The organism is Pedobacter sp. BAL39 (assembly GCF_000170795.1).
GTDB lineage: Bacteria > Bacteroidota > Bacteroidia > Sphingobacteriales > Sphingobacteriaceae > Pedobacter.
In genome coordinates this window covers 1-25320 of record NZ_ABCM01000011.1, presented here as the reverse complement: position 1 = coordinate 25320, position 25320 = coordinate 1, and the positions used below count along the sequence as shown (strand labels likewise).

Genomic DNA, 25320 nt, shown 5'->3' with positions numbered 1-25320 from the left:
TTTATTCGGGTTTGTTTGTGTATACGTATAATCCGCTGATGCCTAATTTTTCTTTTAAGGCAGGGATGGCAGCTCTTGCCGTCTTATCATCTTTGAACGTTGCAATGCTGATTCTTATTACTTTTTTTCCAGGAAAGGCCTTTGCTTTTATTCCTGCTTTTTTCATTTGTGCCAAGAAGCGGTCCGCTTCTTTCTGACTGCTCAGAGAGGAGCCTATGACTTCAAATGTAGTTCCCGCAGGAAGGACTGCTGGCGGTGCGGCCGATATTGTTTTTTCCACTGCTTTCTGTTCGGCAGTTTTCTTTTCGATTGCCTTTTGTTCGTTGCCTGCAGCCTTTTGCCCAGACTCGAGCGCAGTAGCCGTTAACGGCAGACTGTCTTTTTTGAGGCTGTCGGCCAGCATCGCGGCTTCAATACTCTGTTTGATGCTATCTGCTGTTGCAATGGAATCGGCTGTTTTCTGAAGTGCCTGGTTACTCAATTGTGGTTGCTCTGTTTCATTTTTGTAGAGCAGGTTTTCGAAAAGTTCTGGTTTGACCACGTAGGTTGCTGCCGCTGCAATGGCGATGACCAGCAATGCGATGATCACCTTAAGGTACCAGGGCATACCTGTCTTCTCAGGAGTTTCCTCATCCAGGTGATAGTATACCGGCGGTGTTTCAGTATCCATAGGTCCCTCAGGTTCATCCAGCACAGGAGCCGTTGCAGCTGCTTGTGCAAGGGTTTCGTTGAGGGTAGGCCGCGGAGTGCTTGACTGATGGTGGGCTGATACATGAAGATGTGCATGGTCTTCGATATGTTCCACGCCTTCAGGGGTCTCAATTTCGGGAAGCGGAATGATCAGGGCCACTTTTTCAGGCAGTCCCAACTCAGTGATCTCTTCATAAACAGCCTCTTCATCATTAGGAATATTCTCAGTTAATGGTTGATCAGCGATCTGTTGATGATTCAATGGTAGATCATTCGGGTTTTCATCTAAAACAGTGTGATCGACCTGTGTTTTATCATTCAGCGTTTCATCGACTTGTGTTTCATCTGTGTGAGCCGACTCAATTGGGGCCGGATCAGAAATACGTTCTTCGGTAACAGCCGGATCGACAATAGCTGGCTCAGCATCTGCTGATGCTACGCCCGCTATTGACTGTTCAGTTGACGCATCGGAGTGGCCATCTGTTACATCTGCATTGCTGTTTTCAAGTTCAAGCTGTTCATTTCCTTGTGTTTGCGTTTGTTCCACATCCGCAGGTTGAGCAGGCAACTCAGCAGCCTCAGACCAAACTTCATCTTTTAGCGCAGGCAGTCCATAATATTCAAAACCAAACTCTGAGGCATCACCCGTGCTGAACGTCAGTGTTCCGGAATGGTTGTGCAAGGTACCCAAGGTACCAAGACTGGCCTCATGATGATCGTTCAGCTGTTTGTTGATCTCTTCTGCAAACTGTTCTACAAAATAGGTCGCGGCGGCAACGGAGATGTTTCTCTTCCGGGCCACAAATTCCGTAAGGCTGTACGATTCAGCGAGTTCTTCGCTGAAGGCCAGGGTGTAGGAAGGTGGCAGAAAAGAGTGTGTCTGCACATCATACCTCCCTGGGGATTTCTTTTTATAGATCGTTCCAATCCCAGGGATTCCAACCTCTTTGGAGGTTTTGACGAGTGATATAAGGTATGATAACATGTCCATTCTGGTAAAATTAAATTTTAATTCCGTATCAACCAATAATTAACAAAAAAACAGGTTAGAAGGAATAACTTAAGCCACCAAAGACACTTCCCCCAATCGTAGGGTAGTACAGGAACCTGCTGTATTTCGTACCCAGCAGATTGTTGACCCTTGCAAAAGCTGAAAATTTGTTGTTGATCTTATAACTTGCACCGGCACCAAGATCCACAAAACCTTTAACTTCCACGACAGTCTCATTTGCAGGGTCAGGTACCAGGTATGGGCTTGCCGGAGCGGCGGTATAGATCTTTGCTTTGCTCGCATCCTGAATGGCTACCGAAGCATTGAAGGCAATTTTATCAGTGATGTTGAACAACAAATCAGAAGAAAGTCTCATTTGAGGTTTAAACCAGCTGTTGCTCTCTTCAGCAGGTTGGTAGTCGTCAAAGTTCAGCTTTCCTGTCCATTTTAAGGAGTTGCTGACCTGGATGGAAATTTCTCCCTCCAGCCCTGTCTGTTTCATGTTTCCAAAATCATAGATCACATCAAAGCGGGTAGGGTTCTCAAAGTTGTTGACGAAAAGTGGCATGTCGGCAATTTTCTTATGATAGATCCTTGCTTTGTAACCAAATCCCGGGCCTCCTGTACCTTTGATCCCTCCGCTGAAGCTAAATTTCTCAATGGAGTTTTTGATGTTGATGTTCGCATTCAGGAATGGGTTTTCATCAGTAAAAGCTTTCATGGAATTTCTGTTCACATCACCTTTCAGCTCACCGAAGATTTGCAGGTAATCAGGGATTAGGGTAAAGTCTGCCGTCACCGCAGGGAAGATCCTGCTGGAGGAGAAGTCGCCAAACTCCTGTACGAAGTTAATTCCGGCGTTGATTTTTACACCATTTGCCTGAAGTTTGATGTATGGATTTAACTTGAAAATATTGTTGCCCACGTCGGTCAGCTGGTCCTGTGTATTTCCCAGCTCTACAGATGAGGCCAAACCCAGGTTGAAGCTGCTGATTCTCTTATTGACATAACCATTGATGACAACAGATTTCTCTTTTGCTTCATACTTGTCATTCCAGATGTACCCATTGATTTTCGCAGCATAGCTGAAGGCATCAGGATCATCGGTAAACTTGTTGACAATCTCACCTTCGGCTTCAATAAAGTTCAGTGTTTGACGCTCAGGGTGCAGGTTAAATTCAGGCTGCGAAGGATTAAAACCATAGAAATTAATGCCATTGCGCTGATAGTTGATGCGGCCACTCAGGGTAAAGGTCTCGCCGATACTCCTTCCGAAGACGCTCAGTTGCTGCTGGTTGGCATCCTGACCTTCCAGTTTACCAGACTGTCCGAAGTGGCGGAAAAATGCACCTGCCTGCAGGGCTTCATCCCTGCCGATGTTTACATAACCTTCCAGCAGTGCAGTGGTAGGTGCGCCGAATCCGGCTTTCACGTAATTGTTGAGTAGCTCAGCGGCACGCTCTTCAGCCACCTGCTGTGCCTGTAATTTATTGATGTCGGAGTTCAGCCCCAGTTTCCGGTCAGTCAGGCTGTAGTTGAACTTCGCTTTATACGTTTTTACGGTATTCAGATCCGGGCTTCTTCTCAGCTTTACCGCTTCTGCAAGCACCGGTTTGTAAGGTCTAACCACCTCAATCTCTTCTGTAACGGCTTTATTTTCGTCTTTTTTATCTGTTTTGGTTTCCTGGGCCTGTAAGGTCAGCGCACCTGCGGTGATAAAAAATAAGGTACTATATATTAGTTTTGTCAATCTCATTGCGCTTGTCTTATTTGATTTTCTGTAATTTTTCCTTCGCTGTAGGGACGATGTCATCTTTACCTTCGTAGTTGTCGATGATGCTCAGCAGTGTGCTCTTTGCCTGCAGGTTATCTTTCAGCGCCACGTAGTTGTCTGCCAGCAGGATGAAAGCCTTAGCCACCCAGTAATCATACGAAGGCATGTTGTTGATCAGGTCAAAACAAGTCTTGGTCGATGTCTTATAGTCTTTTTTGGCGTACTGCACTGCGGCCACGTTGTATTTCGCTTCAGCAGCAGCAAGTGTTTTGGTTTTGCTGACTACACTGTTGAATGATTTTACTGCTGCAGTGGTATCTGCCTTCAGGAGGTATGCCTTACCTGCGTAGAGGTCTACACTGTTCTTTTCTTCTTCAGAAGCTTTATCAGATTCTTTGATTAGGGTCACATACCTCAACACATCGTCTGGCATATTCAATGCAGTATAAGATTTAAGCAGGTTGTTGAGCGCCCAGTTGTAATGGACTTTGTAATCTGCAGTGGTCTCCAGTCTCTTCAAGTAGACAATGGCTTCATTGTACTTTTTCTGATTCAGGAAGAGCTTGGAAATACTTACCAATGAACGTTCCGTATAATCGCTGGTCCAATCGTTCAGAATGTACTCATAATCAGGGATCGCCTCATCAGGTCTGCCCAGTTTTACCAGTGATTCTGCACGGATAAATTTCGCTTCCTTATCATGGATGGCTTTCGGAAACTTATCGAAATAAGCATTTACGGCTTCAAAAGCACCTTGAGCGTCGCCTTTCAGGTAGCGGTTATTAGCACCCTGGAAGATGATGTTGTCCTGTTCAGCAGTACTGAAATCACCGATAGGGGTGGTCTGAGCATAGCTGATGAACCCTTGAGAATCACCCTTATCTACATAGATGTTTTTAATTGATTCCAGCGACTGTTTTGCTTCCTCGCTGCTGCCATACTCATTGATGACTTTTTTGAAAGTTTCCAGTGCTGCATCATCCTGGTCCTGGTTGTATTGAACCAGACCAATGGTAACCAGTGCACGGGGAACATAACTGCTTCTCGGATACTTGCTGATCAATCCGGTAAGGTCGCTTCTTGACTTGTCAAAGTCACCTTTGTTAAAATACGTGTAGGCCGTTTCAAAGCCAGCATCATCCGCATAGTTGGAATTAGGATATTGCTGAAGCAGTTCTTGCATCGTATTGATCTTTGCATCATTCTGATTCTCCAAACCCTGGATCATTCCACGCTGGAACAAGGCATAATCCTCACCAGCGCCCTTATTAGCGATAATTTTATTGTAGTTGGTTAACGCATTGCCATAACTTTTGTTCACAAAATAAGCATCTGCCAGTCGTAGGGTTGCATCATTTACCGTCTTGGTGTCTTTGTCATTTCCCCTCAGGAAACGCTCAAAATAAGACGCTGCCTTACCATAACGCTCATCTTCAAAAGCCGCATAGGCAAGCGCGTAATTGGCAAAGTTATAAACCTCGGTGTTGCTTGCTCCAGGCATGTCCAGGAACTTCTCAAAGTTGGAAACTGCCTCACCATATTTCCTCAGTTCATAACTGGCCTCGGCTTTCCAGTAGATGTTCAACGCCTGGATTTCCTGATCTTCAGGGAACTTCTCTGAACGAAGGAACATAGATAATGCATTTGGAAAGGCACGTTCGTTGTAGAATTCAAGGCCTCTGAAATATGTCACTTTCTGATAGGCTTCTCTGGCTTCCGGCGACTTGTCCTGGATAGGTTCGAGAATGTCGATTGCCGCCTGATAGTTTTTAGAGGTCAGCAGAATCTCTCCCAATAAGGTTTTTGCCTCATTGGCCTTACGTGATTTTGGAAACTGTTTCAGGAAGTTCTGTGTAGACTCCAATGCCTGCTGGTTAAAGTCAAGCTCATAACTCAGACGTGCATAGTTGATCCAGGATTCTTCCTGAACGATTTTATCGAAATCCAGTCGTGAAGCCCTGAAGAAAGCACTGCGTGCTTTTTCTTTATTTTTCAGTTCGATAAACGAACGTCCCAGGGTGTACATCCCGCTTTGCAGGTATACATCATCAGTATCCAGCTTTTCGAGGATGGCTACCGATTCCTGATATCTTTTCAATTGAAAAAGTGAGTAACCGTACTGGTAGACAAACAGGTTGTTTTTGGTGTTGGATTTATCTTTTGAATAGAACTCTCTGAAATACTTCTCGGCATTGGTATAATCCGATTTTGCAAAGTAGGAAGCTGCAATCAGGCTCAGCATCTCCGCTTCGTATTGCTGTTTGGAAGTCTTCAGAATTGGGATTGCATAATCCAGTACATCATCATAACGCTCATCCAGGTAATACATTGATGTGATGTAGTAAGGATAGCTGGCCTCGTAGGTAGGGGAGCCCTTCAGCTTCTCAAAGTTGGCCAATGCGGTTTTATATTCCTTGTTCAGGTAGTTGATATAGGCAAAGTAGTAAATGGCGCTTTCCTGGAAAGGTGACTTTTCTTTTTTTACTTCTTCAAACAGAGGTTCCGCTTTCGCAATGTCATCAGTAGAGAAATAAGCATATCCCTGTTTGAACTGATATTCCAACCGTTGTTTTTGAGAAAGGGTTGCCGGATCGGTTTTCTCAAACCATTCCAGGGCTTTTGCGTAGTTCTTCTGTGCAAAATAAGATTTACCTACATGAAAATAGGCCAGCTTGGTGTTGGCATTTAAGGGGTACTCACGGATAAAATTCTGAAACTGGCTTTCTGCATCGTCATTTCCCAGTTCCAGGGCACATACTGCGGCGTAGAACTTGGCATTTTCTTTTAATAGCGACAGCTCGGCGTTGCTCTCCTGCTGGGTGCTTGCTTTTTGCCGCGCCTGCTCCACCAACCTGAACTGCTGCGCTGCAGCAACGTACTTTTCATTGTCAAGTAGTTCAAGGCCGGACAGGTAATTTTTGTTAAGGTTGACTAACATGCTGGATTGGGCATGACTCGCCGTAAAGCTACCTGCTACGAATAGCGGAATAAAAAGGTATTTTTTATGCATCTGGTTTCAAATATGGTTGGTACTAATATAAATATAGTAAGATGTCTTATTCACATAAGAAATTAACAACTGTTGATAACACTGGATTAACGAAAAGAAAGGAAGATTGGTATAAAAAACTTCGTGGGTCTTTTAATCACGCTGTGAAGCCAGGAGGTAAAGCACGGCCATCCGTACCGCAACGCCGTTTTCCACCTGTTCGAGGATGATCGACTGCTTGCTGTCGGCCACATCGCTGGTGATCTCCACCCCACGGTTGATCGGCCCCGGATGCATCACAACGATCTCCTTATCAAGGTTGTCAAGGATCTGTTTGTTCAGCCCGTACATCATGGCATACTCCCTTTGAGAAGGGAAATATTTGATGTCCTGCCGCTCCAGCTGGATGCGGAGCATATTGGCCACATCGCACCAGTTCAGTGCTTTGATCAGGTTGTGTTCTACCTTTACACCCAGGCTGCCGATGTGCTTAGGGATCAGTGTGGTAGGTCCGCAAACCATCACTTCGGCGCCTAATTTCTGCAGGCAGAGGATGTTGGAGATGGCGACCCGGGAATGCAGGATGTCACCTACAATAACGACTTTTTTCCCTTCCACATCGCCCAGTTTCTGGCGGATGGAGAAGGCGTCAAGCAGTGCCTGTGTAGGGTGTTCGTGTGCCCCGTCACCAGCATTGACAATCTGTGCATTGATGTGTTTGCTCAGGAACTGCCCCGCACCGGCGTATGGATGTCTCATCACAACCATATCCACCTTCATGGCGAGGATGTTGTTCACCGTGTCAATCAGCGTTTCTCCCTTGCTGACGGAAGAAGAGGAGGCTGCAAAATTGATGGTATCCGCTGAAAGTCTTTTCTCGGCAAGCTCAAATGATAACTTCGTTCGTGTAGAGTTTTCGAAGAAAATATTGGCAATGGTGATGTCCCTTAAGGCCGGAACTTTTTTGATGGGCCTGTTGATGACATCTTTAAAATTATCTGCAGTTTTCAAGATCAATTCGATATCATTCCGGTTAATGTCTTTGATACCTAAAAGATGTCGGGTTGATAATTTTTCTTCTGCCATGTTATTTAGTGCTTTCTGATATTAAGATAACTTTGTCTTCTCCTTCTGTTTCTTTCCAGCTGACCCTCACCTGTTGTGAGTTCATGCTGTCGACCTGTTTGCCGATGTAATCCGGTTCAATGGGCAGGTGCCTTGAAAAACGCCTGTCGATCAATACCATTAGTTCTACCCTTGCCGGGCGCCCGTAGGCCAATAAGGCATCCATGGCCGAGCGGATGGTTCTTCCGGTCCACAGCACATCGTCAATGAGGATCACATTTTTGTCCTCAATGATAAAATCAATGGTATTGGTATTGGCCGAAAGGATGCCGTCTTTTCTTCTGAAGTCATCTCTGAAAAAGGTAATGTCGAGGTTTCCCTTCTGAATATTTTTCTTTTTCAGGATCTGGGAGAGCTCACTTTGTACCCTGTCGGCAAAAAAGCTCCCTCTTGGCTGGATGCCAATTAAAACAGTATTTGAAAAATCGGTATGGTTCTCAATTAATTGGTGACATAGCCTTTTAATTGTGATCTGGAATTGTTGACCGTCTAGCAGTGTTCTTTTTTGCATGACTTAAGGATTGGTCAAATATAGGAAAAATTTGGAAGCCCAAATCGCAGGAAGGCCTTTTTAATAAAATAAATTCGCAAATCAGGGGGGCGGAAGGGGGCACCTTTTTGTGTTCCTAACCTAACGTCCTTAAAATCTTATTCTTAATAGGCCTTGCCCTGATAGCGGCCCTTTAGGAAAACAACTCAGAAAAATTGATATTCCATATTTCTGAGACGCAGACTGTCAGGTTGAAAAAGAAATGGATCAGGATACCGTACCAAAGCGTGTTTTCCTTTATCCTGATGTAGCCCAGTATCAGCGCAAATGGCAACATCCAGTAGAACGAAGCGATGCTAAAATGAACGAGAAAGAAAAGTATAGAACTGATGTACATCGCCTCTTTCTGGTCGACAACCGCAGAGAGCTTCTGGATCAGGTATCCGCGGTAGGCAAGTTCTTCAAACACTGCGGGACATACCGCCATGAGCAGCACCATGAGGCAATTGCCATAACTGTAGGGCTTGTAGATGTTCCCATAGTCCATCGTAGCTTTAAAGAGGTGGCTGTTGAGGTAATCGGTGGATATTCCTACGAGAATAGAAGACACAATGGCAAGGCCTACAAACATCAGCAGCTTCAGCCAGGAGAACGAGGGCCACCGAAGCAGATATTTGCTTTGCTGCCAGTCGGACTTGAAAAATAAAACCGAAGAGGTGGCCATGACTATTGTGACGGCCACCATGATCGTTAAAGTCCACTGTTGTACCACTAGTGCAAAGATGCAGCACAGCAGTTCCATGAGGAAGAATAGCGCAGCGTGTTGCAGCTGATACCACCTGACAGCATCAGCTGCAGTATGTTGTCGTGTCCGTGCTGTCCCACAGCAACTGCAGAATTTCATTTCTACTTTCAATTCCTGATGACAATGCTCACAAAAGCAAGAGGGGAGACCGGAGCTTTCCAAAGCTCTAATTAATGTTGAGTTCTTTTTTAATCTTGTCTGCTTCCAGTACTGAGCGGATGCCTTTGATCAGGTAACCGATGATCAGTACTTTGGCGATGATCCCGGAGAGGATGGACATCGGTTCAACAATGGCATTCAGCAAGTGAATGATCAGGTAAAGTGACAAGCCTGAAATCAAAGCAGCAACGGGTTTGGTGCTTGCCCAGAAGCCTAACCCCACAAAAGCAGCTACGAGAATTGCGTTGGTGATGACAATGGCAGATGCATCCTGAGCATCACCAGCCGTAGCATAGCCGATCAGCGAAAAAACAGCCGTCAGTCCGGCAATCCAGAAGAGCGACTTTCTCGCAGATTCTACTTTTTCATTCAATTCAACGAGGTCTATTTCTTTAACCTGGCGATTCGCGAGGTGAAGTTCCTGATCTCTTTCCGTTCCCTTGATCGGAAATCCACATCCGTTACAGAAAACATCTTCAGGTTGGTAGACGGCAGTACATGCCGTACAAAGAGCGTTATTGGGCGTATCCATTAGATTATTATTTATTTGCCATAAATATAAAATAGTAGCCGGTATTTGGCAAGTGGTTTAATTACTTAAATACCGTGTACTATAATTTATTTTCATCAGGTCGTACCTTTTGAGCTGTGTTTTTAGCCTTTTCTGAAAATCGGCGAAATTGCGTTTGTTTTTTGGACTCCATAATACTTCGGATAGGGCATCCAGTCTTGGGAAAAGCTGGTATTCTGCTTTAGCGGGACTTGCGATGTATTCCGACCATAAATTGCCCTGTGCACCCCATATGTATTGTGCTTCAGCAGCGGTCAGTACCGCGGGGACCGGTTCATAGTCGTATACGTTTTTCAGGGGGACATAACGTGGCGCCGTGAGGGAGTCTTCTTTGAGGAACTGGGCATGGTTGAAGTACATAGAGTTTTCGGGAGTCATGATCACCTTATGTTTTTGTTTTGCTGCTGCGATGCCTCCCTTTTCTCCCCGCCAACTCATCACGATGGCATTCGGTGCCAGTCCGCCATCCAGGATTTCATCCCATCCAATGATCGTCCTGCCTCTTGTGTTCACAAATTTTTCCATCCTGTGGATGAAGTAACTCTGCAGTCCGTTTTCATCCTTCAGTCCTTTTTCCCTGATGATCTTTTGAGAAAGCGGCGATTGTTTCCACCATATTTTAGCACATTCATCACCACCGATGTGGATGTAAGGCGAGGGGAAGAGCTGCATCACCTCTGTAAGCACATCTTCAAGGAAGCTGAATGTTTGTTCCGTAGGTTGAAGCACGTTGTTGAACTTGTTGAATATTCCCCAGGTCTGCGCCACCCGGGTGGGGATTTCGGGTGTGGTGCCAAGCTCTGGATACGCCGCGAGTACGCCCATGCTGTGACCCGGCATTTCAATCTCCGGGACAACAGTAATGTACCTGTCGGCGGCATACCTGACCACTTCTTTCACTTCCTCCTGTGTATAATATCCGCCATAGCGCAAGCCGTCGTTTCCTGTCCCCGGATATAGACCAATGATGGTGCCGTTGCGCCAGGCGCCGATGTCTGTCAGCTTTGGATGTTTTTTGATCTCTATCCTCCAGCCATGATCGTCGGTTAGGTGCCAGTGGAAATAGTTCAGCTTATGCAAAGCCAGGTAGTCAATGTATTTTTTGATGAAGTTCAGGTCGAAGTAATGCCTGCTGACATCGAGGTGCATGCCGCGATAGCCAAACCGCGGATAGTCTGAAATTTCCACTGAGGCGACTTTTAAGCCAGCTGGATCCGTGACCTGTACCGGCAGCAACTGCAATAAAGTCTGTATGCCGTAGAATATGGCCTGTGGGGTATTTGCACGGATCTCAATGCGCTCCGCATTGCTGGTCAGCGTATATTGATTCGGGTTGCTGCCGATGCCTGCGACTGTGCCGTTGGAGTTTGGTTTGCCTTTGTCCTTATCCAGGATCAGGTTGATTCCATTTTTTTTGAGCGGATCGGAATGATTGGTGATGTTGAGGTTGAGGTTATGGTACTTCAGTAGAGAAGCAGTAAGGAAGTTGGCAGACCTGTTCAGGCTGCTGTCGCTGATACACACCACCGTCTGCAGCGCCAGCAGGAAACTGCCTGCGGTAGCATTTACCTGTACGTTTACCGGCTGAGGGATGATGGCTGGCAACATCTGTGTATAAGCCTGGCCGGTGTAGCCGATGAGGCCCGTAAGTACAAGTATGACGTTGAAGAATTTCATAGATGACGGTCTTAAAACCGCAATTTACAAAAAAAGGCGTCCCGATGAGGGACGCCTTTTTTATATCAGCTTTAAAAGACTATTTTCCTTTGTTTTTGCTTTCTTCGCCTTCCATTTGCTCTTTTAACTGAGCAAGGACACCTAGATCGCCAAGGGTTGATTTCTCAACTGAATCTTTAACTTTTTTAACTGCACTGCTTGATGCTTTAGCTTCTTTTTTCTTAGTAGCTCTTTCTTCAGCAGCAACCTCAGCTTTAGCCTCTTCCCAGATACGGGCGTGAGAAACAACGATACGTTTAGCATCTTTGTTGAACTCAATGATTTTGAAGTCATTGGTTTCTTCAGCTTTGATGACACCGCCATCTTCTTTAGCCATATGTTTTGTAGGTACGAAACCTTCAACACCATAAGGTAAAGCAATAACAGCACCTTTATCAGTTACTTTAACAACAGTTCCCTGGTGGATTGAATCTAACGTGAAGATAGTTTCAAAAGTATCCCAAGGGTTTTCTTCCAGTTGTTTGTGGCCTAAGCTCAATTTGCGGCTTTCAACGTCAAGTTCAAGAACAACTACGTCTAATGTATCACCAACTTTAGTGAATTCGTTAGGGTGGTTAACTTTTTTGGACCATGAAAGATCAGAAATGTGGATCAGACCATCGATACCTTCTTCGATTTCTACGAATACACCGAAGTTGGTCATATTTTTAACTACAGCAGTATGTTTGCTTCCGATAGGATATCTTTCAGCAACATTTTGCCATGGATCTTGAGTCAGTTGTTTGATACCTAAGCTCATTTTGCGCTCATCTCTGTCTAAAGTTAATACTTCAGCTTCGATTTCGTCGCTCACTTTCAGGAATTCCTGAGGGCTACGAAGGTTTTGAGACCAAGACATTTCTGAAACGTGAATTAAACCTTCAACGCCAGGAATGATTTCAAGGAATGCACCATAATCAGCAACAGTAACAATTTTACCTTTCACTTTAGAACCAACAGTTAAGTTAGTGTCTAAAGATTCCCAAGGGTGAGGAGTCAATTGTTTTAAACCTAATGCAATACGTTTTTTCTCGTCATCGAAATCAAGAACAACAACATTGATTTTCTCATCTAAGCTCAACACTTCTTTCGGATGCTCTATGCGGCCCCAAGAGATGTCAGTGATGTGAAGTAATCCGTCAACGCCACCAAGGTCGATGAATACACCGAAGTCAGTAATGTTTTTAACAGTTCCTTCCAATACCTGACCTTTTTCAAGTTTAGATACGATCTCCACTTTTTGGCTTTCAAGATCGTCCTCGATTAGGATTTTGTGCGATACCACAACGTTTTTAAATTCGTGGTTGATTTTCACAACTTTGAATTCCATTGTTTTACCTACATAAACATCGTAATCACGGATCGGTTTGATGTCAATTTGTGATCCAGGTAAGAAGGCTTCAACACCCATGATGTCAACGATAAGACCACCTTTAGTACGGCTTTTAACAAATCCGTTGATGATTCTGTCGTTATCAAGTGCCTCATTGATAGATTCCCATGATCTCTGAGTTTTAGCTCTCTTACGAGATAAAATCAATTGACCATTAGCATCTTCAGGTGCTTCAACGAATACATCTACTGTATCGCCGATTTTCAAATCAGGTGTATCACGGAATTCAGAAGTAGATACCAAACCGTCAGATTTAAATCCTACGTTCAATACCACGTCTTTATTGTTGATAGACACAACAATACCGCTGATGATTTCACCTTGGTTGATTTGATTGAAAGTATCGGTGTACATGTCTTCAAACTTTTTACGGTCTTCGTCACTGTAATTACCGAAAGCTTTGTCGTCTGCATCCCAGTCAAAGTCTTGATCTGGTGTAGCTAACGATGATTTGATCTGTTCGATCGACACTGAATCAGCTTCTGATTCAATGGTTTCTTTCTCAGTGAGACGAGCGTCTGCACCTTGTAATTCGGCTTTTTTAGCCTCTAGTTCTTTTTCTGCTACTTGTTTTTTAGCCATTAAAATTAAATCTCCTTTTCCCGTGAGGGACGGCAAAGATAGAAATTAATTATTTTAATGAAAAGGTTTTTTTGATAAATGTTGTTGATTTTGAACAGATTGTGGGAAAAACTTGCCTTTTGTCCCTATACCAGGAGCAAAACGATAAATAATTCAGGATCAGCCAATAGGCCTGCAGTTTGATTTTTCTATACCGGATAAGAAGCCTGTCTTTTCTCTTCGGATAACACCAGAAAACTCTGCACGTTGCCTACATTAGGTAACTTACCCACTTTACCCCTTAGAAAATCATTGTATCCCTTCATATCCGGCGATACAATCTTCAGGATAAAATCATAGTTCCCCGTGATATAATAACATTCCATCACCTCATCAAATTGAATCACCGCCTGTTGAAAAGCACTCAATGCTTCCTCAGAGTGGTTGTTCATTTGAATGTGCGTATAGGAAATGATCATATTGCTGCTCTTCTGAAGGTCAACGATGGCAGTATACCCTTTAATATACCCCTGTTGCTCCAGCCATTTTACTCGCTCAAAGATCGGCGAGACACTTTTCTTCAGTCTTTTGGCCAGTTCTTTATGTGTCATCCTTGCATCTTCCTGCAACAGGCGTAAAATTCCTAAATGTGTGGGATCTAATTTGGACATATCAGGGCTGAATATATTTGGCTTAGTGTATCATTTGTATTTTTCAATACACGCTCAAATATAGTAAAATTGTGATAAAAGGAACCTTTTGTTTAACCGGCAATTGCTTAGTGTATAGTTTACGATAACCTCATGTTTTCAATTTCTGCTGGAAAATTATATTTGGTTTAACCGGAGCCCGGTCTGACACGCCAAAAAATATATTGCCCGGATCTCTCAAAACAGAAAATTTTGCTGATTTTGAATAGAAAATTAGATAAGACTTTTGACATTCAGACCTTTGGGTATCACTAAACCAGATATCAACATGACCAGAGGTATGAAACACAATTTCGGTGCAGGACCCTGCATTTTGCCGGCCCTTGTTCTGGAGCAAGCTGCGTTGGCAGTGAAGGATTTTAACGGCTGCGGACTGAGCATTCTTGAGATTTCCCATCGCAGTCCTGAGTTTGAAGCTGTCATCAAAGAGTGCCGCATGCTCGTCCGCACTTTGCTTGATGTTCCTGACGACTATCAGGTGCTTTTTCTTCAGGTAGGGGCCAGCACACAGTTTTCTATGCTTGCCATGAACTTCCTCACAAAGCGTAAAAAAGCAGCCTACCTGGATTCCGGTTATTTCGCAAAAAAAGCCATCAAAGAAGCACTGCTCTTTGGTGAAGTCGACATCGTGGCCTCCTCAAAGGATCAGGATTATGATTACATCCCCACAGGATATCAAATTCCCGGAGATGCGGCTTACTTCCATTGTACCTCCAACAATACCATCGAGGGTACAGAGATGTTCAGCTTCCCCGAAACAAAGGTGCCTGTGATCTGTGACATGTCATCGGACATTTTCAGCAGAAAGATCGATATCCATGATTTTGACCTGGTGTATGCCGGTGCTCAGAAAAACATGGGCCCCGCAGGAATGACGCTGGTCATCGTGAAAGATAGCCTCCTGAAAATGGTGGAACATCAGCTGCCTTCGATGTCAGACTACCGGACTTTCCGCGATCATGACTCTATGTTCAATACACCGCCAGTATTTTCCATTTATGTGGCCATGCTCAACTTGCGCTGGCTTAGTGAAAAAGGAGGCGTGGAAGCCATTGAAAGAGAAAATATAGAAAAAGCAGGTCAGCTGTATGCTGAAATAGACCGCAATACCAATTTCTACGGCCTTGCAGATCCGGAACATCGCTCACGCATGAACGTAACCTTTAAGATGTACGACCCTGCGAAGGAGCAGGAGTTCTTCAACTTTGCCACTAGCAGGGGTATCGTGGGCATTAAAGGCTACCGCTCGGTGGGCGGCTTCAGGGCTTCCCTATACAACGCACTGCCACTCTCCAGTGTCCAGGCCCTGGTGTCCTGCATGAAAGATTTTACCGATAAAGAGGTATTTAAAGTATTTGAAACTGAAACCCATACGGAGCAAGCGATATGAGACAACTGAAAATTGGACAATCCATCACCAACAGAGAAACAAATTCCATAGATAAATACCTTACAGACATTGGCAGGATCGGCCTGCTCAGCGTTGAAGAAGAACTGGGCCTTGCAAGACGGATCAAAAAAGGAGATGAAGCGGCGCTTGACAAACTGGTGAAAACCAACCTCCGCTTTGTAGTGTCTGTGGCTAAAAAATATCAGAATAAGGGCCTGCAGCTGGCCGACCTGATCAGCGAGGGCAACCTCGGCCTCATCAAGGCTGCACAACGATTTGATGATACCAAAGGATTTAAGTTTATCTCCTTTGCAGTATGGTGGATTCGCCAGAGTATTATGCAGGCCCTGGCGGATCAGAAAAGGATGATCCGTCTTCCTGGAAACCAGGTGCTGGGCATCATTAAGATCAACAAAGCTGCCGACGAATTAGAGCAGGTGCTGGAGCGCGCGCCAACTTACGAGGAGCTGGCCATGGCCACGGAATTCTCGGAAGCGAAGGTAGCCGACTACCTCGATAGTGCGCCGCTGTCTTACTCTCTGGATATGACTACCCATGAGGAGAGCGACTTCAGCCTGATGGATACGCTGGTGAATGAAAATACACCCGACACGGATGAGCTCATGATGAAGGAATCCATGAGCGAAGATGTCAGGCGCAGCCTGAGCATCCTTCCGGAAAGAGAAAAATGGATCATCATCTTTTTCTTCGGCCTGGACAACCATACTGCCCTTACCCTCGATGACATGACCGATGTATTCCAGCTCAGCAAGGAACGCATCCGCCAGCTGAAAGACCGGGCGCTGAAAACCTTGAAAACCAGCTGCCGCAAGTCTTTCCTTGCGGAATACATCTGACCACTCCACAAAACGTCATCCTGAATTGATGTCGGGATCCCTGCAGGCCCCTCTAACCTGCAAAACGGGATCCCTGAAATCAATTCAGGACGACGATCGTACCCTCTCTCAGATCCGATTTAAAGCAATAGTTCCTTATCGTTTTTGAATTATTTATGTTTTACCGCAGGCGTAACTTTTACTACTGCTGCAGGTTTGGTCACCTCAGGTTTTGCCGCCTCTGCTTTTTTTACTTCTGCTTTTTTATGTGCTTTTGCTTTGTGTACAACAGGTTTTGCAGTAGCTACTGGTGTTTGTGCGAATGCGCCGAAAGTTGTTGCAACTAAGGCCAGCGCTAAAAAGGTTCTTTTCATGTTTTTTGTATTTATTGTGATTTGTTGAATCAAAGTTGCCCAACGAACATGAAGATTTAATGAAGAATGAAGAAGAAGCTTATTTTTTTCTAAATTTCAGCTTGACCGTAGTGCCAAATCCCTTTTCGGAAAGAATGTCCATGCTAATGCCATGGAAATCGGCAATGGTCCGGGCAATGGACAGCCCCAGTCCATGACTGTCGGCCTTGTCCGACTGGAACTTTTCAAATCTGTTAAAAGCGTTAGTCAGCTCTTCCGCAGACATTCCCTCTCCGGTGTCCGTCACATTCAGCACATAAACACCATCCACCTCAGCATCATTGATGCTGATTTTTCCGGAAGACACGTTGTACTTAATGGCATTGTTGACAATGTTCATCAGCAGCGTGTGGAACAATGGCTTGTTGCCCTCAAAATGAAAATCCTGTTTCAGGTTAATCTCAAAATGAAGGTCCATCATGAGCAAGCGGTGTTCCAGCTCTTCACAAACTTCCTGGACCGCAACAGCTATACTGATCTGGTCAGGCTTGCCGAACTGCTGGTTCTCTACCTTGGATATCAGCAACAGGCTGTTGATGATGGATTTCAGCCTGTTCAGGGTTTTCAGGCAGGCGAAGATCTTATTTTCTCCATCTGCTGATAAAGATTCTTCATTCAGCAGGTTTTCCAGTCGGCTGTTTAAGATGGAGATGGGGGTGAGGAGCTCATGAGAAACATTTGCAATAAAGGCCTTTTCTGAAAGAAACAATTCAGAGATTTTGTTCATCAATGAGCTGATGCTCTGGTCCAGTACCTGAAAGTCGACCGTTGTCGTTTTCATCGGTACGTAGTTGAAGTGGATGGGGTCATTCACTTTATTGAGCTTCTGATCGATGATCTGGTAGAAAGGGCGCAGCAGAAACCTCGTAAAGGCAAGGTCAGACACGAGCGTCAGTCCCACCGCGGCCAACAGGATGAAAAAGGTAAAAAAGGTGATGGTATGGCGCAACTGCCCATTGGCCGACATGGCCTCGCCAAGCTCCAGAGTATACATTTGTCCCTGGTAGTTAAAACTGGTGTTCAGGATCTGGTAGGATTCCTGACTGCCTTCGATCTCGCGTATCTCGCGACTAAAATAGGTTTTCAGCGGATTGCTACCCTTTTTCTGGGTCTTTAAGATGATGTATTCCTCCTTCAGCAGGTTGTAGTCGGTAAAAGTCTTCTGCTGCTCCATCAGGCTGCTGATTTCCATTCCCGAAAGGTTTTCAATCAGCTTTGCCTTTTTGTGCAGCAGTCGCTGTTGGATGTGGTGCTCAGAAAGTTTGTCAATTGACAACAGGATCATCGTACCCATTAGCGTCAGGATAGCCACCTTGGTGAGGGTGTTGTATAGTGCCAGTTTGAACTGCAGTTTCATCGTTCAGTATTGATGCGGTAACCAATGCTCCTCACCGTCTCAAACCATTCGATTGGGGCATGTGCCGACAGCTTCTTGCGCAGGTTCTTGACATGGACATCCACAAAGTTGGAATCGGAGTTGACCTCCAGGATATCCCCCCATACGTGCTCTGTCAGGTTAAGCCTGGAAATCACCCTGTTTTTGTTGAGCACCAGGTAATTGAAGATCTCAAACTCCTTTCCTGTCAGGTTGATCTTCTGATGCTCAAAGCTCACCTTATGGTTCCTGATGTCTAGCATAAAGCCATTCACGTTCACCTCATTCAGCTCCAGTTTGTGTTTCCTGCGGATAATGGCGTGCATCCTGGCCAATAGTTCTGTTAGTGAAAAAGGCTTTGGCAAATAATCGTCAGCGCCTTCTTCAAGTCCCTTTATCCGATCTTCCACCTCACCGCGAGCAGTCAGGATGATCACCGCATCTTCCCGGCCGCCTATAGATTTCAGCTGCTGCAGGAGGTTGAAGCCGTCTCCATCAGGAAGGCCCAGGTCCAGCAAAATGAAATCATAGGTGTTCACGAAGATCTTTTCTTCTGCTGAGGCTTTCCTCCAGGCATGGTCAATACGGTAACCTTCCTTGCTTAGAAACGCAGAGATCTCCAGCGCCAGGTTTTTTTCATCTTCAATAATCAATATGTTCATTATGACGAGGTCAGTTGGTTATCTATGGTGTCTAAGTCAGATTCCCTGGTTCAGGCCTCCAGGTTCAGGCATACGCTCCAGGTTCAGATAACTTGGAATATAACTCCTGAAGCTTTGCATTCCAGTACCCAGACAAATGCGCAATTATACCATTTATAGGTAGCCCTGAAACGGCATTCTGACAAAAGAGGAAGCTAGCTAAAATACAAAATAAAGATAAAGAGGGAAATAAAAATAAAGGCGTAAATAAAGATAATCAGGGAAAGATGGTGTCGTAAATCAGCTGCTTGCGCTCTTCCATGAGTGAGGCATATTCGCTGTCGTTCAACTCGTAAAGTACTTTCTGCAGAGGAGCGGTGGCCAGGGGATAGGCCATCATGGAAAACAGGTTGAGAATGAAGTGTTTCGGGTTCATCATCCTGATGTTCCCCTGCTGCATCTCTGCCCGGATCTCCTCCATGAAAAGTTTCATCCTTTTCACTTTTGCTTTTTTTACATGGATCACCACATTCCGGTTCATTTCGGTAATCAGAAAAAGGTCGCGGTAGGGGTACTTCATGCCCTCCTTCAGAAATACGCTGATGAGTGTACGAATCTTTTCTTTGAAGCAAATTCCAGATTCCAGGATCTTGTCGAACGTTTTCACCTGCTCTTCCTGTGCCTCCCGGAACACCTGGTCGAACAGGATGTCCCTGGACCGGAAGTAGTAATTGACAAGCGTCCTGTTGACACCCGCGGCATCTGCAATTTCCTGCGTGGTGGAATGCAGTTTCCCTTCCACAAAAAACAGGTGTTTAGCCGTTTCCTTAATTAATTCTTCCGTACCGGTATCTCTGGTCGATGGCATTTGTTTTGACAATTTTGTGAAACAAATGTATCGAGCATCGCACACACTTCAAACATGGAAATGTAATGTTTAAATCCCTTCGGGAATTGTAACCAGAAATTGACGATTAATGAGGAAAATGTTGCTTCACCTGTTCGATTGCAAATTCAAGTTGCTCATCCTGACTGAGTTCTGTATTGTCTAAGATGACGGCATCATCGGCCCTGGTCAGCGGGCTTTCCACCCTGGTGGTATCGGCATAGTCGCGGTGTGCGATGTTCTCAAATACCTCTTCCATGGTCACCGTGTCTCCCTTCGCCTGCAGCTCCTTGAACCTGCGCTCTGCGCGGATCTTCGGGTCTGCGGTCATGAAGAACTTCACCTGTGCATCCGGAAATACCGTAGTGCCGATGTCACGTCCGTCCATAACGATGTTTTTTGAACTGCCCATGCGCATTTGCTGCTTCACCATGTCCTGACGTACATGTCTGTTGGCCGCTACCTCACTCACATTCTCCGATACCGGCATCTGGCGGATTTCCTCGGAAACCTCTTCACCATTCAGGGTGATGTGCGACTCGTAATCGCGGGAATGAAAGTTCAGCTCGATGTGATGTAAGGCGTCAGAAACAGCCTGCTCATCTTTAATGTCGATATGGTTTCTCAGGAAATATAAGGTCACTGCCCGGTACATTGCACCGCTGTCGATATAAATGAAACCTAGTTTTTTTGCTAAAGCCTTTGCGAGGGTGCTTTTTCCACATGATGAGTAGCCATCTATAGCTACAACCAGATTTTTTCTCATATTGAACAAAGTTAGTATTTTACTAATTTGTTTGCGCTAAAAATTTCATTGGAATAAAATTGCTTTTAATCATTATTTTCGCAGCATGTTACCTGCAAGAGAAGAAATCCTGAGAGAAGTTACCTTTAAAACATCCAGAAGTGGGGGGAAAGGCGGACAAAACGTCAATAAAGTTTCCAGTAAGGTGGAGTTGATACTCAATATCCCCTCAGCATCCTTTCTTTCTGATGAAGAACGCAGCCTGCTAATCGAACGCCTTGCACATCGACTGGATCAGGAAGGTAACCTTCATGTCGTGTCCCAGGAAGACCGCAGTCAGTTGCTGAACAAGGAACGTTCTGTGCTCAAACTTCTTGCGCTGCTCAAATCCGGACTGCATGTTCAGAAGAAAAGAAAACCTACCAAAACACCGGCTTCTGTAATCAGGAAAAGGCTGGCCGACAAACAGAGCAATGCCATGAAAAAGATGGCACGTAAACGGCCGTCTGTCGACTAGTTAAACCGGTAAAATGCAGAGATCGCGCCCCATTGGTGTGCTCTCCTGATGCCCTCGACCTCCTTCGTCTTGAAGATCATCCCAAAGTCCAGCGTCAGCCGCTGACTGCTGTAATTCAGTCCGAGTTGCTGTGCAAAAACTACTGGTTTTACGTCAAAGGTGACCGGGCTGTTGTTGTTGAACATGCTGCCCTCTACAGTAGCATCATAAGCAACATAATTCAGCTGCGGTTTTGCATAAAAGAAGAGCTCACTTTTTACACGTGCTTTCGTTTTGGCATTATTGCCAATCACAGCATTGGTGTAGGCGCTGTTGAACAGCTGGTTGATGCGCCCGGCACGAAAAATGATCCCTGCACCGGCACCGCTGAAGGTGGTACCCAGGTTTCCATATGCCTCGAAAGAGAAATCCAGATATTGATGTGAAGGCCTGTATAGTAATTTTGTGTATTGTGCGGAAAGGTTGACCTGTAGCTCCTGTTTGATCTGGTATTGCCATCCGTCAAGGGTGTAGAAGCCGGCAACATCATGCAACAGCTCCTGAGCATCTTCTGCAAGGGATGCCGGGCCGGTAACGCCGACCTGTACGGAAGTTTTCAGGATGCTTTCATTTTGATAAAACCAATTCATTGCCCCCTCTGCATAGAGGTAACCTGCAAAAGGGCGGTCCTGACGCTCCGGATCCGGAGCGTAACCAGAGTACGGGTTGTACATCCGCTGTCCGGCGGAGATTTCGTATGTTTTCTTTTCCAGTCCTTCTTTCAGCTGCTGCTGGTCCAGTGCATGGCGGAAGTTAATAAAAAGGCCATTCGTATAATACCTGTCGGAGCCCTGCCCTAGGTAAGAGTCGTTCTCGCTCTTAAACCCAAATTCATTCTTATAGGTTTGTGCAGTACTGTGCTTAGAATATAGGCCTGCAACGCAGAGCAAAACGATCAGTTTGTGGTATGGTTTCATGGTATGATTACAAAAAAACTCCGGCAGACCTGCCGGAGTTTAATATCGTATTTTATTTTTGGTTTGCAGCACTATGCAGCTTAAAGCTCAAGTTCTGAGGGTTTTTAACTTTGTCGGCAGTCAGTGCCAGCTCAATCACCTCCCTCATTTCCGAAACGTAGTGGAACCTAAGGTCTTTAATGTAACTTTCCTTGATGTCGAGGATATCCTTTTTATTGGATTTGCAAAGAATGATGTCCTTGATGTTCGCGCGTTTTGCTGCAAGGATTTTCTCCTTGATGCCACCCACCGGCAGGACCTTACCACGTAGGGTAATCTCTCCCGTCATCGCCAGGTTTGATTTTACCTTGCGCTGCGTAAATGCTGAAGTCAGCGCGGTCAGCATGGTGATCCCCGCAGAAGGTCCATCTTTAGGCGTTGCACCCGCAGGTACGTGCACGTGGATGTCCCAGTTGTCGAACAGGTCGTAATCGATGCCAAACGTATCCGCATGGGAGCGGAGGTAGGCCAGGGCAATCACTGCTGATTCCTTCATCACTTCGCCCAGGTTACCGGTCAGTGTCAGCTTCCCTTTCCCAGGGCTGAGGCTGGCTTCGATAAAGAGGATATCGCCGCCCACCTGGGTCCATGCCAGACCGGTCACCACACCCGCAACCTCATTGCCCTCATAAAGGTCCTTGTCGTAAAGCGGCGCACCAAGGATACGTTCCACATCCTCATTGTTCAGATTAGGCTCATACGTTTCTTCCATAGCAATTTTCGTTGCTACGCCACGTACAAGCGATCCTATTTTCTTCTCCAGAGAACGGACACCCGATTCCCTGGTATAATCTTCAATCACCTTTTCAATCAGCGCATTTTTCAGGCTGATGTCTTTTGTTTTGATGCCATGTTGTTCCTTTTGCTTAGGCAGCAGGTATTTTTTAGCGATCTCAATCTTCTCTTCGATGGTGTAACCGTTCACCTCAATGATCTCCATACGGTCCAGCAATGCCGGCTGTATGTTGGCAAGGGAGTTGGCAGTAGCAATGAACAGAACGTTGGAAAGGTCATAGTCGGCCTCCACATAATGGTCATTGAAAGCACTGTTCTGCTCAGGGTCCAGTACTTCCAGCAATGCAGAAGAAGGATCTCCCCTGAAGTCAGCGCCCACCTTATCGATTTCATCAAGTACAAATACCGGGTTGGCAGCACCAGCTTTTTTTATCGACTGGATGATACGTCCGGGCATGGCGCCAATGTATGTTTTCCGGTGTCCGCGGATTTCCGCTTCATCACGGATGCCACCCAGGGCCATACGGACATACTTTCTGTTTAGCGCTTTTGCGATAGATTTCCCCAAAGATGTTTTTCCAACCCCCGGAGGGCCTACCAGGCAGATGATTGGCGCCTTCATGTCGCGTTTCAACTTCAGCACCGCAAGGTACTCAATGATGCGTTGTTTCACTTTTTCCAGTCCGAAGTGGTCTTTGTCGAGCACACGCTGGGCACGCTTCAGGTCGAAGTTATCTTTAGTAAAATCATTCCATGGAAGGTCCAGCAGGAGTTCCAGGTAATTGATCTGTACTGAATAGTCGGGTGCCGCAGGGTTCATCCTGCCCAGTTTCTCCAGTTCTTTGTTAAAATGTTCGCTCACCTGTGCAGACCATTTTTTCTTGAATGCACGCTGCTGCAGCGTTTCATATTCCAGGTCGGAGGAGTTGCCGCCAAGTTCTTCCTGTATGGTCTTCAGCTGCTGGTTCAGGAAGTAGTCGCGCTGCTGTTTATCCAGGTCTGTACGTACTTTCGACTGGATCTGGTTTTTCAGCTCCAGCATCTGCAGCTCCAGGGTCAGCAGCTCCATCACCATCATCGCACGTTCACGCAGGTTGGCCATTTCCAGCATCTTCTGCTTGTCGGACACATCGGCGTTCATATTTGAGGAAATGAAATTGATCAGGAAGGAGGTGCTTTCAATATTTTTCAGTGCAATTCCTGCTTCGCTCGGGATGTTTGGCGATAATTGTATGATCTGCGAAGACATCTCCTTGATGGACGATACCAGCGCCTTAAACTCTTTGTCTGTCTTGTATTTTGTCTCTTCAAATTTGCTGATGGTCACCTTGATGTAAGGCTCCGACTGCACCTCTTCCACCAGGCGGAAACGTTGTTTCCCCTGGATGATGACCGTGGTGTTGCCATCGGGCATCTGCAGCATCTTGATGATGTGTGCTACAGTACCCACATTGTTCAGCTGCTCAAAAGTAGGGTCTTCGATAGACACGTCACGCTGTGAGACCACACCAATGATCTTGTCACCCTTATATGCTTCCTTGATAAGTTTTATGGACTTGTCCCTGCCAACAGTGATGGGAATCACTACACCAGGAAACAATACCGTATTACGCAATGGCAATATCGCCAGCACCTCAGGGGTAGCCTCGTTATTCATGTCATCCTCGTCCTGCTGGGACATCAGCGGGAAAAATTCGGTATCTTCGTTTATGATGGGTAATGCATTGCTAAAATCAAACTGATCTTGTTTACTCATGTAAGTAAGTCTTTCTAAAATAAAAACGACAATCTGACAGCATGTCGCTTATGATAATATTAATTATATTGAATAATGCATATTTTCAACTCTTGTGCCAAACACCGGGTACTGCATGATGACTGTTAAAAAGTCAGGGTATCGACTAAATAATCAAAATACTGACTTTTTTTTTAATAATCTAATGAATCTGAAATCGCTGGCATGACATCCGCTCCAGCATCATTCCTGACTAATAATTAAAACGAATTTTTTTGCGCCTCATCATATTTTTAATTAATTGGCGTTGTATAGGAATATTTGTAAGTGGTATGATAGTTGCCTTTACCTTTCTTTTCTACAATTCCCAAAAAAATGTTTGTTCATTTATTAGGCTGTTGTAATAAAACTAAATATATTTATTTTTTAAATAAAACTTAATGAACTATTTCAGGCGAACCATCTTCATGTTATTTGTTTTTTCAACGCAGGTCAGTGTTGCACAGAATTCCGGTTACGACAAACTCGGGATGCAGGCGATGATGAAAGGCGATTACAAAGCCGCCGTAGGCCAGTTGGAAAAAGCCAATACCAAGAGCCCTAACAATGCCAACGTGCTGAAAATGCTGGGTTATTCCTATTATCAGTGTGGTAATTTTGAGCGCTCCATTGAAACATACAGCCAGCTGATCACCGTCAAGCCTTCAGATTACTCTGCGTATTACTATAGAGGTAAAGCCAGGCAGAATGTGGCCAATGATCCTAAGGAATCGCTTAACCAGATGAGGGAGAATTTTTACCTCTCGGCAATTAAAGACTTTACAAAGGCCATCGAACTCAATGGGGAAGAAGATACCCAACTGTTGCAGAACAGGGCACTGGCCTATAAGGACTATGCCATTTACAGATCTTACAAAGTGAAGAAATCGGCAGAGAAAAAGGAAGTTATTGCCTTGTTCAACAGCTCCATCGCCGATTTTCAGAAGGTGCTTGTGATACAGCCGTTGCGTAAAGACATCATCAACCTGGTCGATTATGTAAAGGCGCAGATCACCAGTCTGAAGTAAGACAACATACC

At 45.2% G+C, this 25320-nt stretch carries 21 protein-coding genes; 4 read left to right on the top strand and 17 right to left on the bottom strand.

Annotated elements, in window-relative coordinates; translation table 11 throughout:
- Position 1: 1 nt before the first annotated feature.
- The 10 genes from PBAL39_RS14650 to PBAL39_RS14605 all read right to left on the bottom strand — a co-directional run bounded on the left by PBAL39_RS14650 (position 2) and on the right by PBAL39_RS14605 (position 13935).
- Positions 2-1681 carry an SPOR domain-containing protein gene (locus PBAL39_RS14650; protein ID WP_157274041.1) on the bottom strand — a complete coding sequence of 560 codons (1680 nt, stop codon included), beginning with the start codon at positions 1679-1681 and terminating at the stop codon, positions 2-4.
- A gap of 55 nt (positions 1682-1736) precedes the next feature.
- Positions 1737-3437 carry a TonB-dependent receptor gene (locus PBAL39_RS14645; protein ID WP_008242841.1) on the bottom strand — a complete coding sequence of 567 codons (1701 nt, stop codon included), beginning with the start codon at positions 3435-3437 and terminating at the stop codon, positions 1737-1739.
- Between the two features lie 10 nt (positions 3438-3447).
- The gene (locus tag PBAL39_RS14640; RefSeq protein ID WP_008242839.1) at positions 3448-6465 is read right to left on the bottom strand and encodes a tetratricopeptide repeat protein; all 3018 of its coding nucleotides are present in this window, start codon (positions 6463-6465) and stop codon (positions 3448-3450) included.
- Between the two features lie 132 nt (positions 6466-6597).
- Positions 6598-7530, bottom strand: a complete 933-nt coding sequence (locus PBAL39_RS14635; RefSeq protein ID WP_008242837.1) for an aspartate carbamoyltransferase catalytic subunit — start codon at positions 7528-7530, stop codon at positions 6598-6600.
- A gap of 1 nt (position 7531) precedes the next feature.
- A complete protein-coding gene (gene pyrR / locus PBAL39_RS14630) occupies positions 7532-8080 on the bottom strand; it encodes a bifunctional pyr operon transcriptional regulator/uracil phosphoribosyltransferase PyrR (protein WP_008242836.1) in 549 nt (182 codons plus the stop codon).
- A 172-nt stretch (positions 8081-8252) separates the two neighbouring features.
- On the bottom strand, positions 8253-8963 hold the full coding sequence (locus PBAL39_RS14625) for a CPBP family intramembrane glutamic endopeptidase (RefSeq protein ID WP_083801757.1): 711 nt from the start codon (positions 8961-8963) through the stop codon (positions 8253-8255).
- Positions 8964-9030: 67 nt separating this feature from the next.
- Entirely contained in the window at positions 9031-9555 is a 525-nt protein-coding gene (locus tag PBAL39_RS14620; RefSeq protein ID WP_008242832.1) for a hypothetical protein, read from the bottom strand.
- Positions 9556-9612: 57 nt separating this feature from the next.
- Positions 9613-11271, bottom strand: a complete 1659-nt coding sequence (locus tag PBAL39_RS14615) for a beta-N-acetylhexosaminidase (RefSeq protein ID WP_008242830.1) — start codon at positions 11269-11271, stop codon at positions 9613-9615.
- 79 nt (positions 11272-11350) lie between these two features.
- Positions 11351-13285, bottom strand: a complete 1935-nt coding sequence (gene rpsA, locus PBAL39_RS14610; RefSeq protein WP_008242828.1) for a 30S ribosomal protein S1 — start codon at positions 13283-13285, stop codon at positions 11351-11353.
- 188 nt (positions 13286-13473) lie between these two features.
- Positions 13474-13935 (bottom strand): Lrp/AsnC family transcriptional regulator, encoded by a 462-nt coding sequence (locus tag PBAL39_RS14605; protein WP_008242827.1) that lies wholly within the window; start codon positions 13933-13935, stop codon positions 13474-13476.
- A gap of 319 nt (positions 13936-14254) precedes the next feature.
- Here PBAL39_RS14605 and serC point away from each other — a divergent pair, with 319 nt between their 5' ends.
- Positions 14255-15364 carry a 3-phosphoserine/phosphohydroxythreonine transaminase gene (gene serC / locus PBAL39_RS14600; RefSeq protein ID WP_050784351.1) on the top strand — a complete coding sequence of 370 codons (1110 nt, stop codon included), beginning with the start codon at positions 14255-14257 and terminating at the stop codon, positions 15362-15364.
- A complete protein-coding gene (locus tag PBAL39_RS14595) occupies positions 15361-16221 on the top strand; it encodes an RNA polymerase sigma factor RpoD/SigA (RefSeq protein WP_008242823.1) in 861 nt (286 codons plus the stop codon). Before serC ends, PBAL39_RS14595 begins: the two co-directional genes overlap by 4 nt.
- Before the next feature lie 149 nt (positions 16222-16370).
- On the opposite strand, the gene PBAL39_RS14590 is transcribed toward PBAL39_RS14595, so the two are convergent.
- The 5 genes from PBAL39_RS14590 to cmk all read right to left on the bottom strand — a co-directional run bounded on the left by PBAL39_RS14590 (position 16371) and on the right by cmk (position 20281).
- Positions 16371-16574 (bottom strand): hypothetical protein, encoded by a 204-nt coding sequence (locus PBAL39_RS14590; RefSeq protein ID WP_008242822.1) that lies wholly within the window; start codon positions 16572-16574, stop codon positions 16371-16373.
- A gap of 79 nt (positions 16575-16653) precedes the next feature.
- Entirely contained in the window at positions 16654-17970 is a 1317-nt protein-coding gene (locus tag PBAL39_RS14585; protein ID WP_008242821.1) for a HAMP domain-containing sensor histidine kinase, read from the bottom strand.
- A complete protein-coding gene (locus PBAL39_RS14580; RefSeq protein ID WP_008242820.1) occupies positions 17967-18650 on the bottom strand; it encodes a response regulator transcription factor in 684 nt (227 codons plus the stop codon). Before PBAL39_RS14580 ends, PBAL39_RS14585 begins: the two co-directional genes overlap by 4 nt.
- A gap of 256 nt (positions 18651-18906) precedes the next feature.
- Entirely contained in the window at positions 18907-19497 is a 591-nt protein-coding gene (locus PBAL39_RS14575) for a TetR/AcrR family transcriptional regulator (RefSeq protein WP_008242817.1), read from the bottom strand.
- A 106-nt stretch (positions 19498-19603) separates the two neighbouring features.
- Complete coding sequence (gene cmk, locus PBAL39_RS14570) at positions 19604-20281, bottom strand: (d)CMP kinase (RefSeq protein ID WP_008242815.1); 678 nt, start codon at positions 20279-20281, stop codon at positions 19604-19606.
- Between the two features lie 85 nt (positions 20282-20366).
- Between cmk and arfB the strand changes: the two genes are divergently transcribed.
- On the top strand, positions 20367-20777 hold the full coding sequence (gene arfB, locus PBAL39_RS14565; protein WP_008242813.1) for an alternative ribosome rescue aminoacyl-tRNA hydrolase ArfB: 411 nt from the start codon (positions 20367-20369) through the stop codon (positions 20775-20777).
- Here arfB and PBAL39_RS14560 read toward each other — a convergent pair.
- Together PBAL39_RS14560 and lon are read right to left on the bottom strand one after the other, a co-directional pair.
- Positions 20774-21733, bottom strand: coding sequence for a lipid A deacylase LpxR family protein (locus tag PBAL39_RS14560; protein ID WP_008242812.1), 960 nt, complete (start codon positions 21731-21733; stop codon positions 20774-20776). The two genes, arfB and PBAL39_RS14560, sit on opposite strands and share 4 nt — an antisense overlap.
- 52 nt (positions 21734-21785) lie before the next feature.
- Positions 21786-24263 (bottom strand): endopeptidase La, encoded by a 2478-nt coding sequence (lon, locus tag PBAL39_RS14555; protein ID WP_008242811.1) that lies wholly within the window; start codon positions 24261-24263, stop codon positions 21786-21788.
- Positions 24264-24682: 419 nt separating this feature from the next.
- Here lon and PBAL39_RS14550 point away from each other — a divergent pair, with 419 nt between their 5' ends.
- Entirely contained in the window at positions 24683-25309 is a 627-nt protein-coding gene (locus PBAL39_RS14550; protein ID WP_008242810.1) for a tetratricopeptide repeat protein, read from the top strand.
- Positions 25310-25320 lie beyond the last annotated feature (11 nt).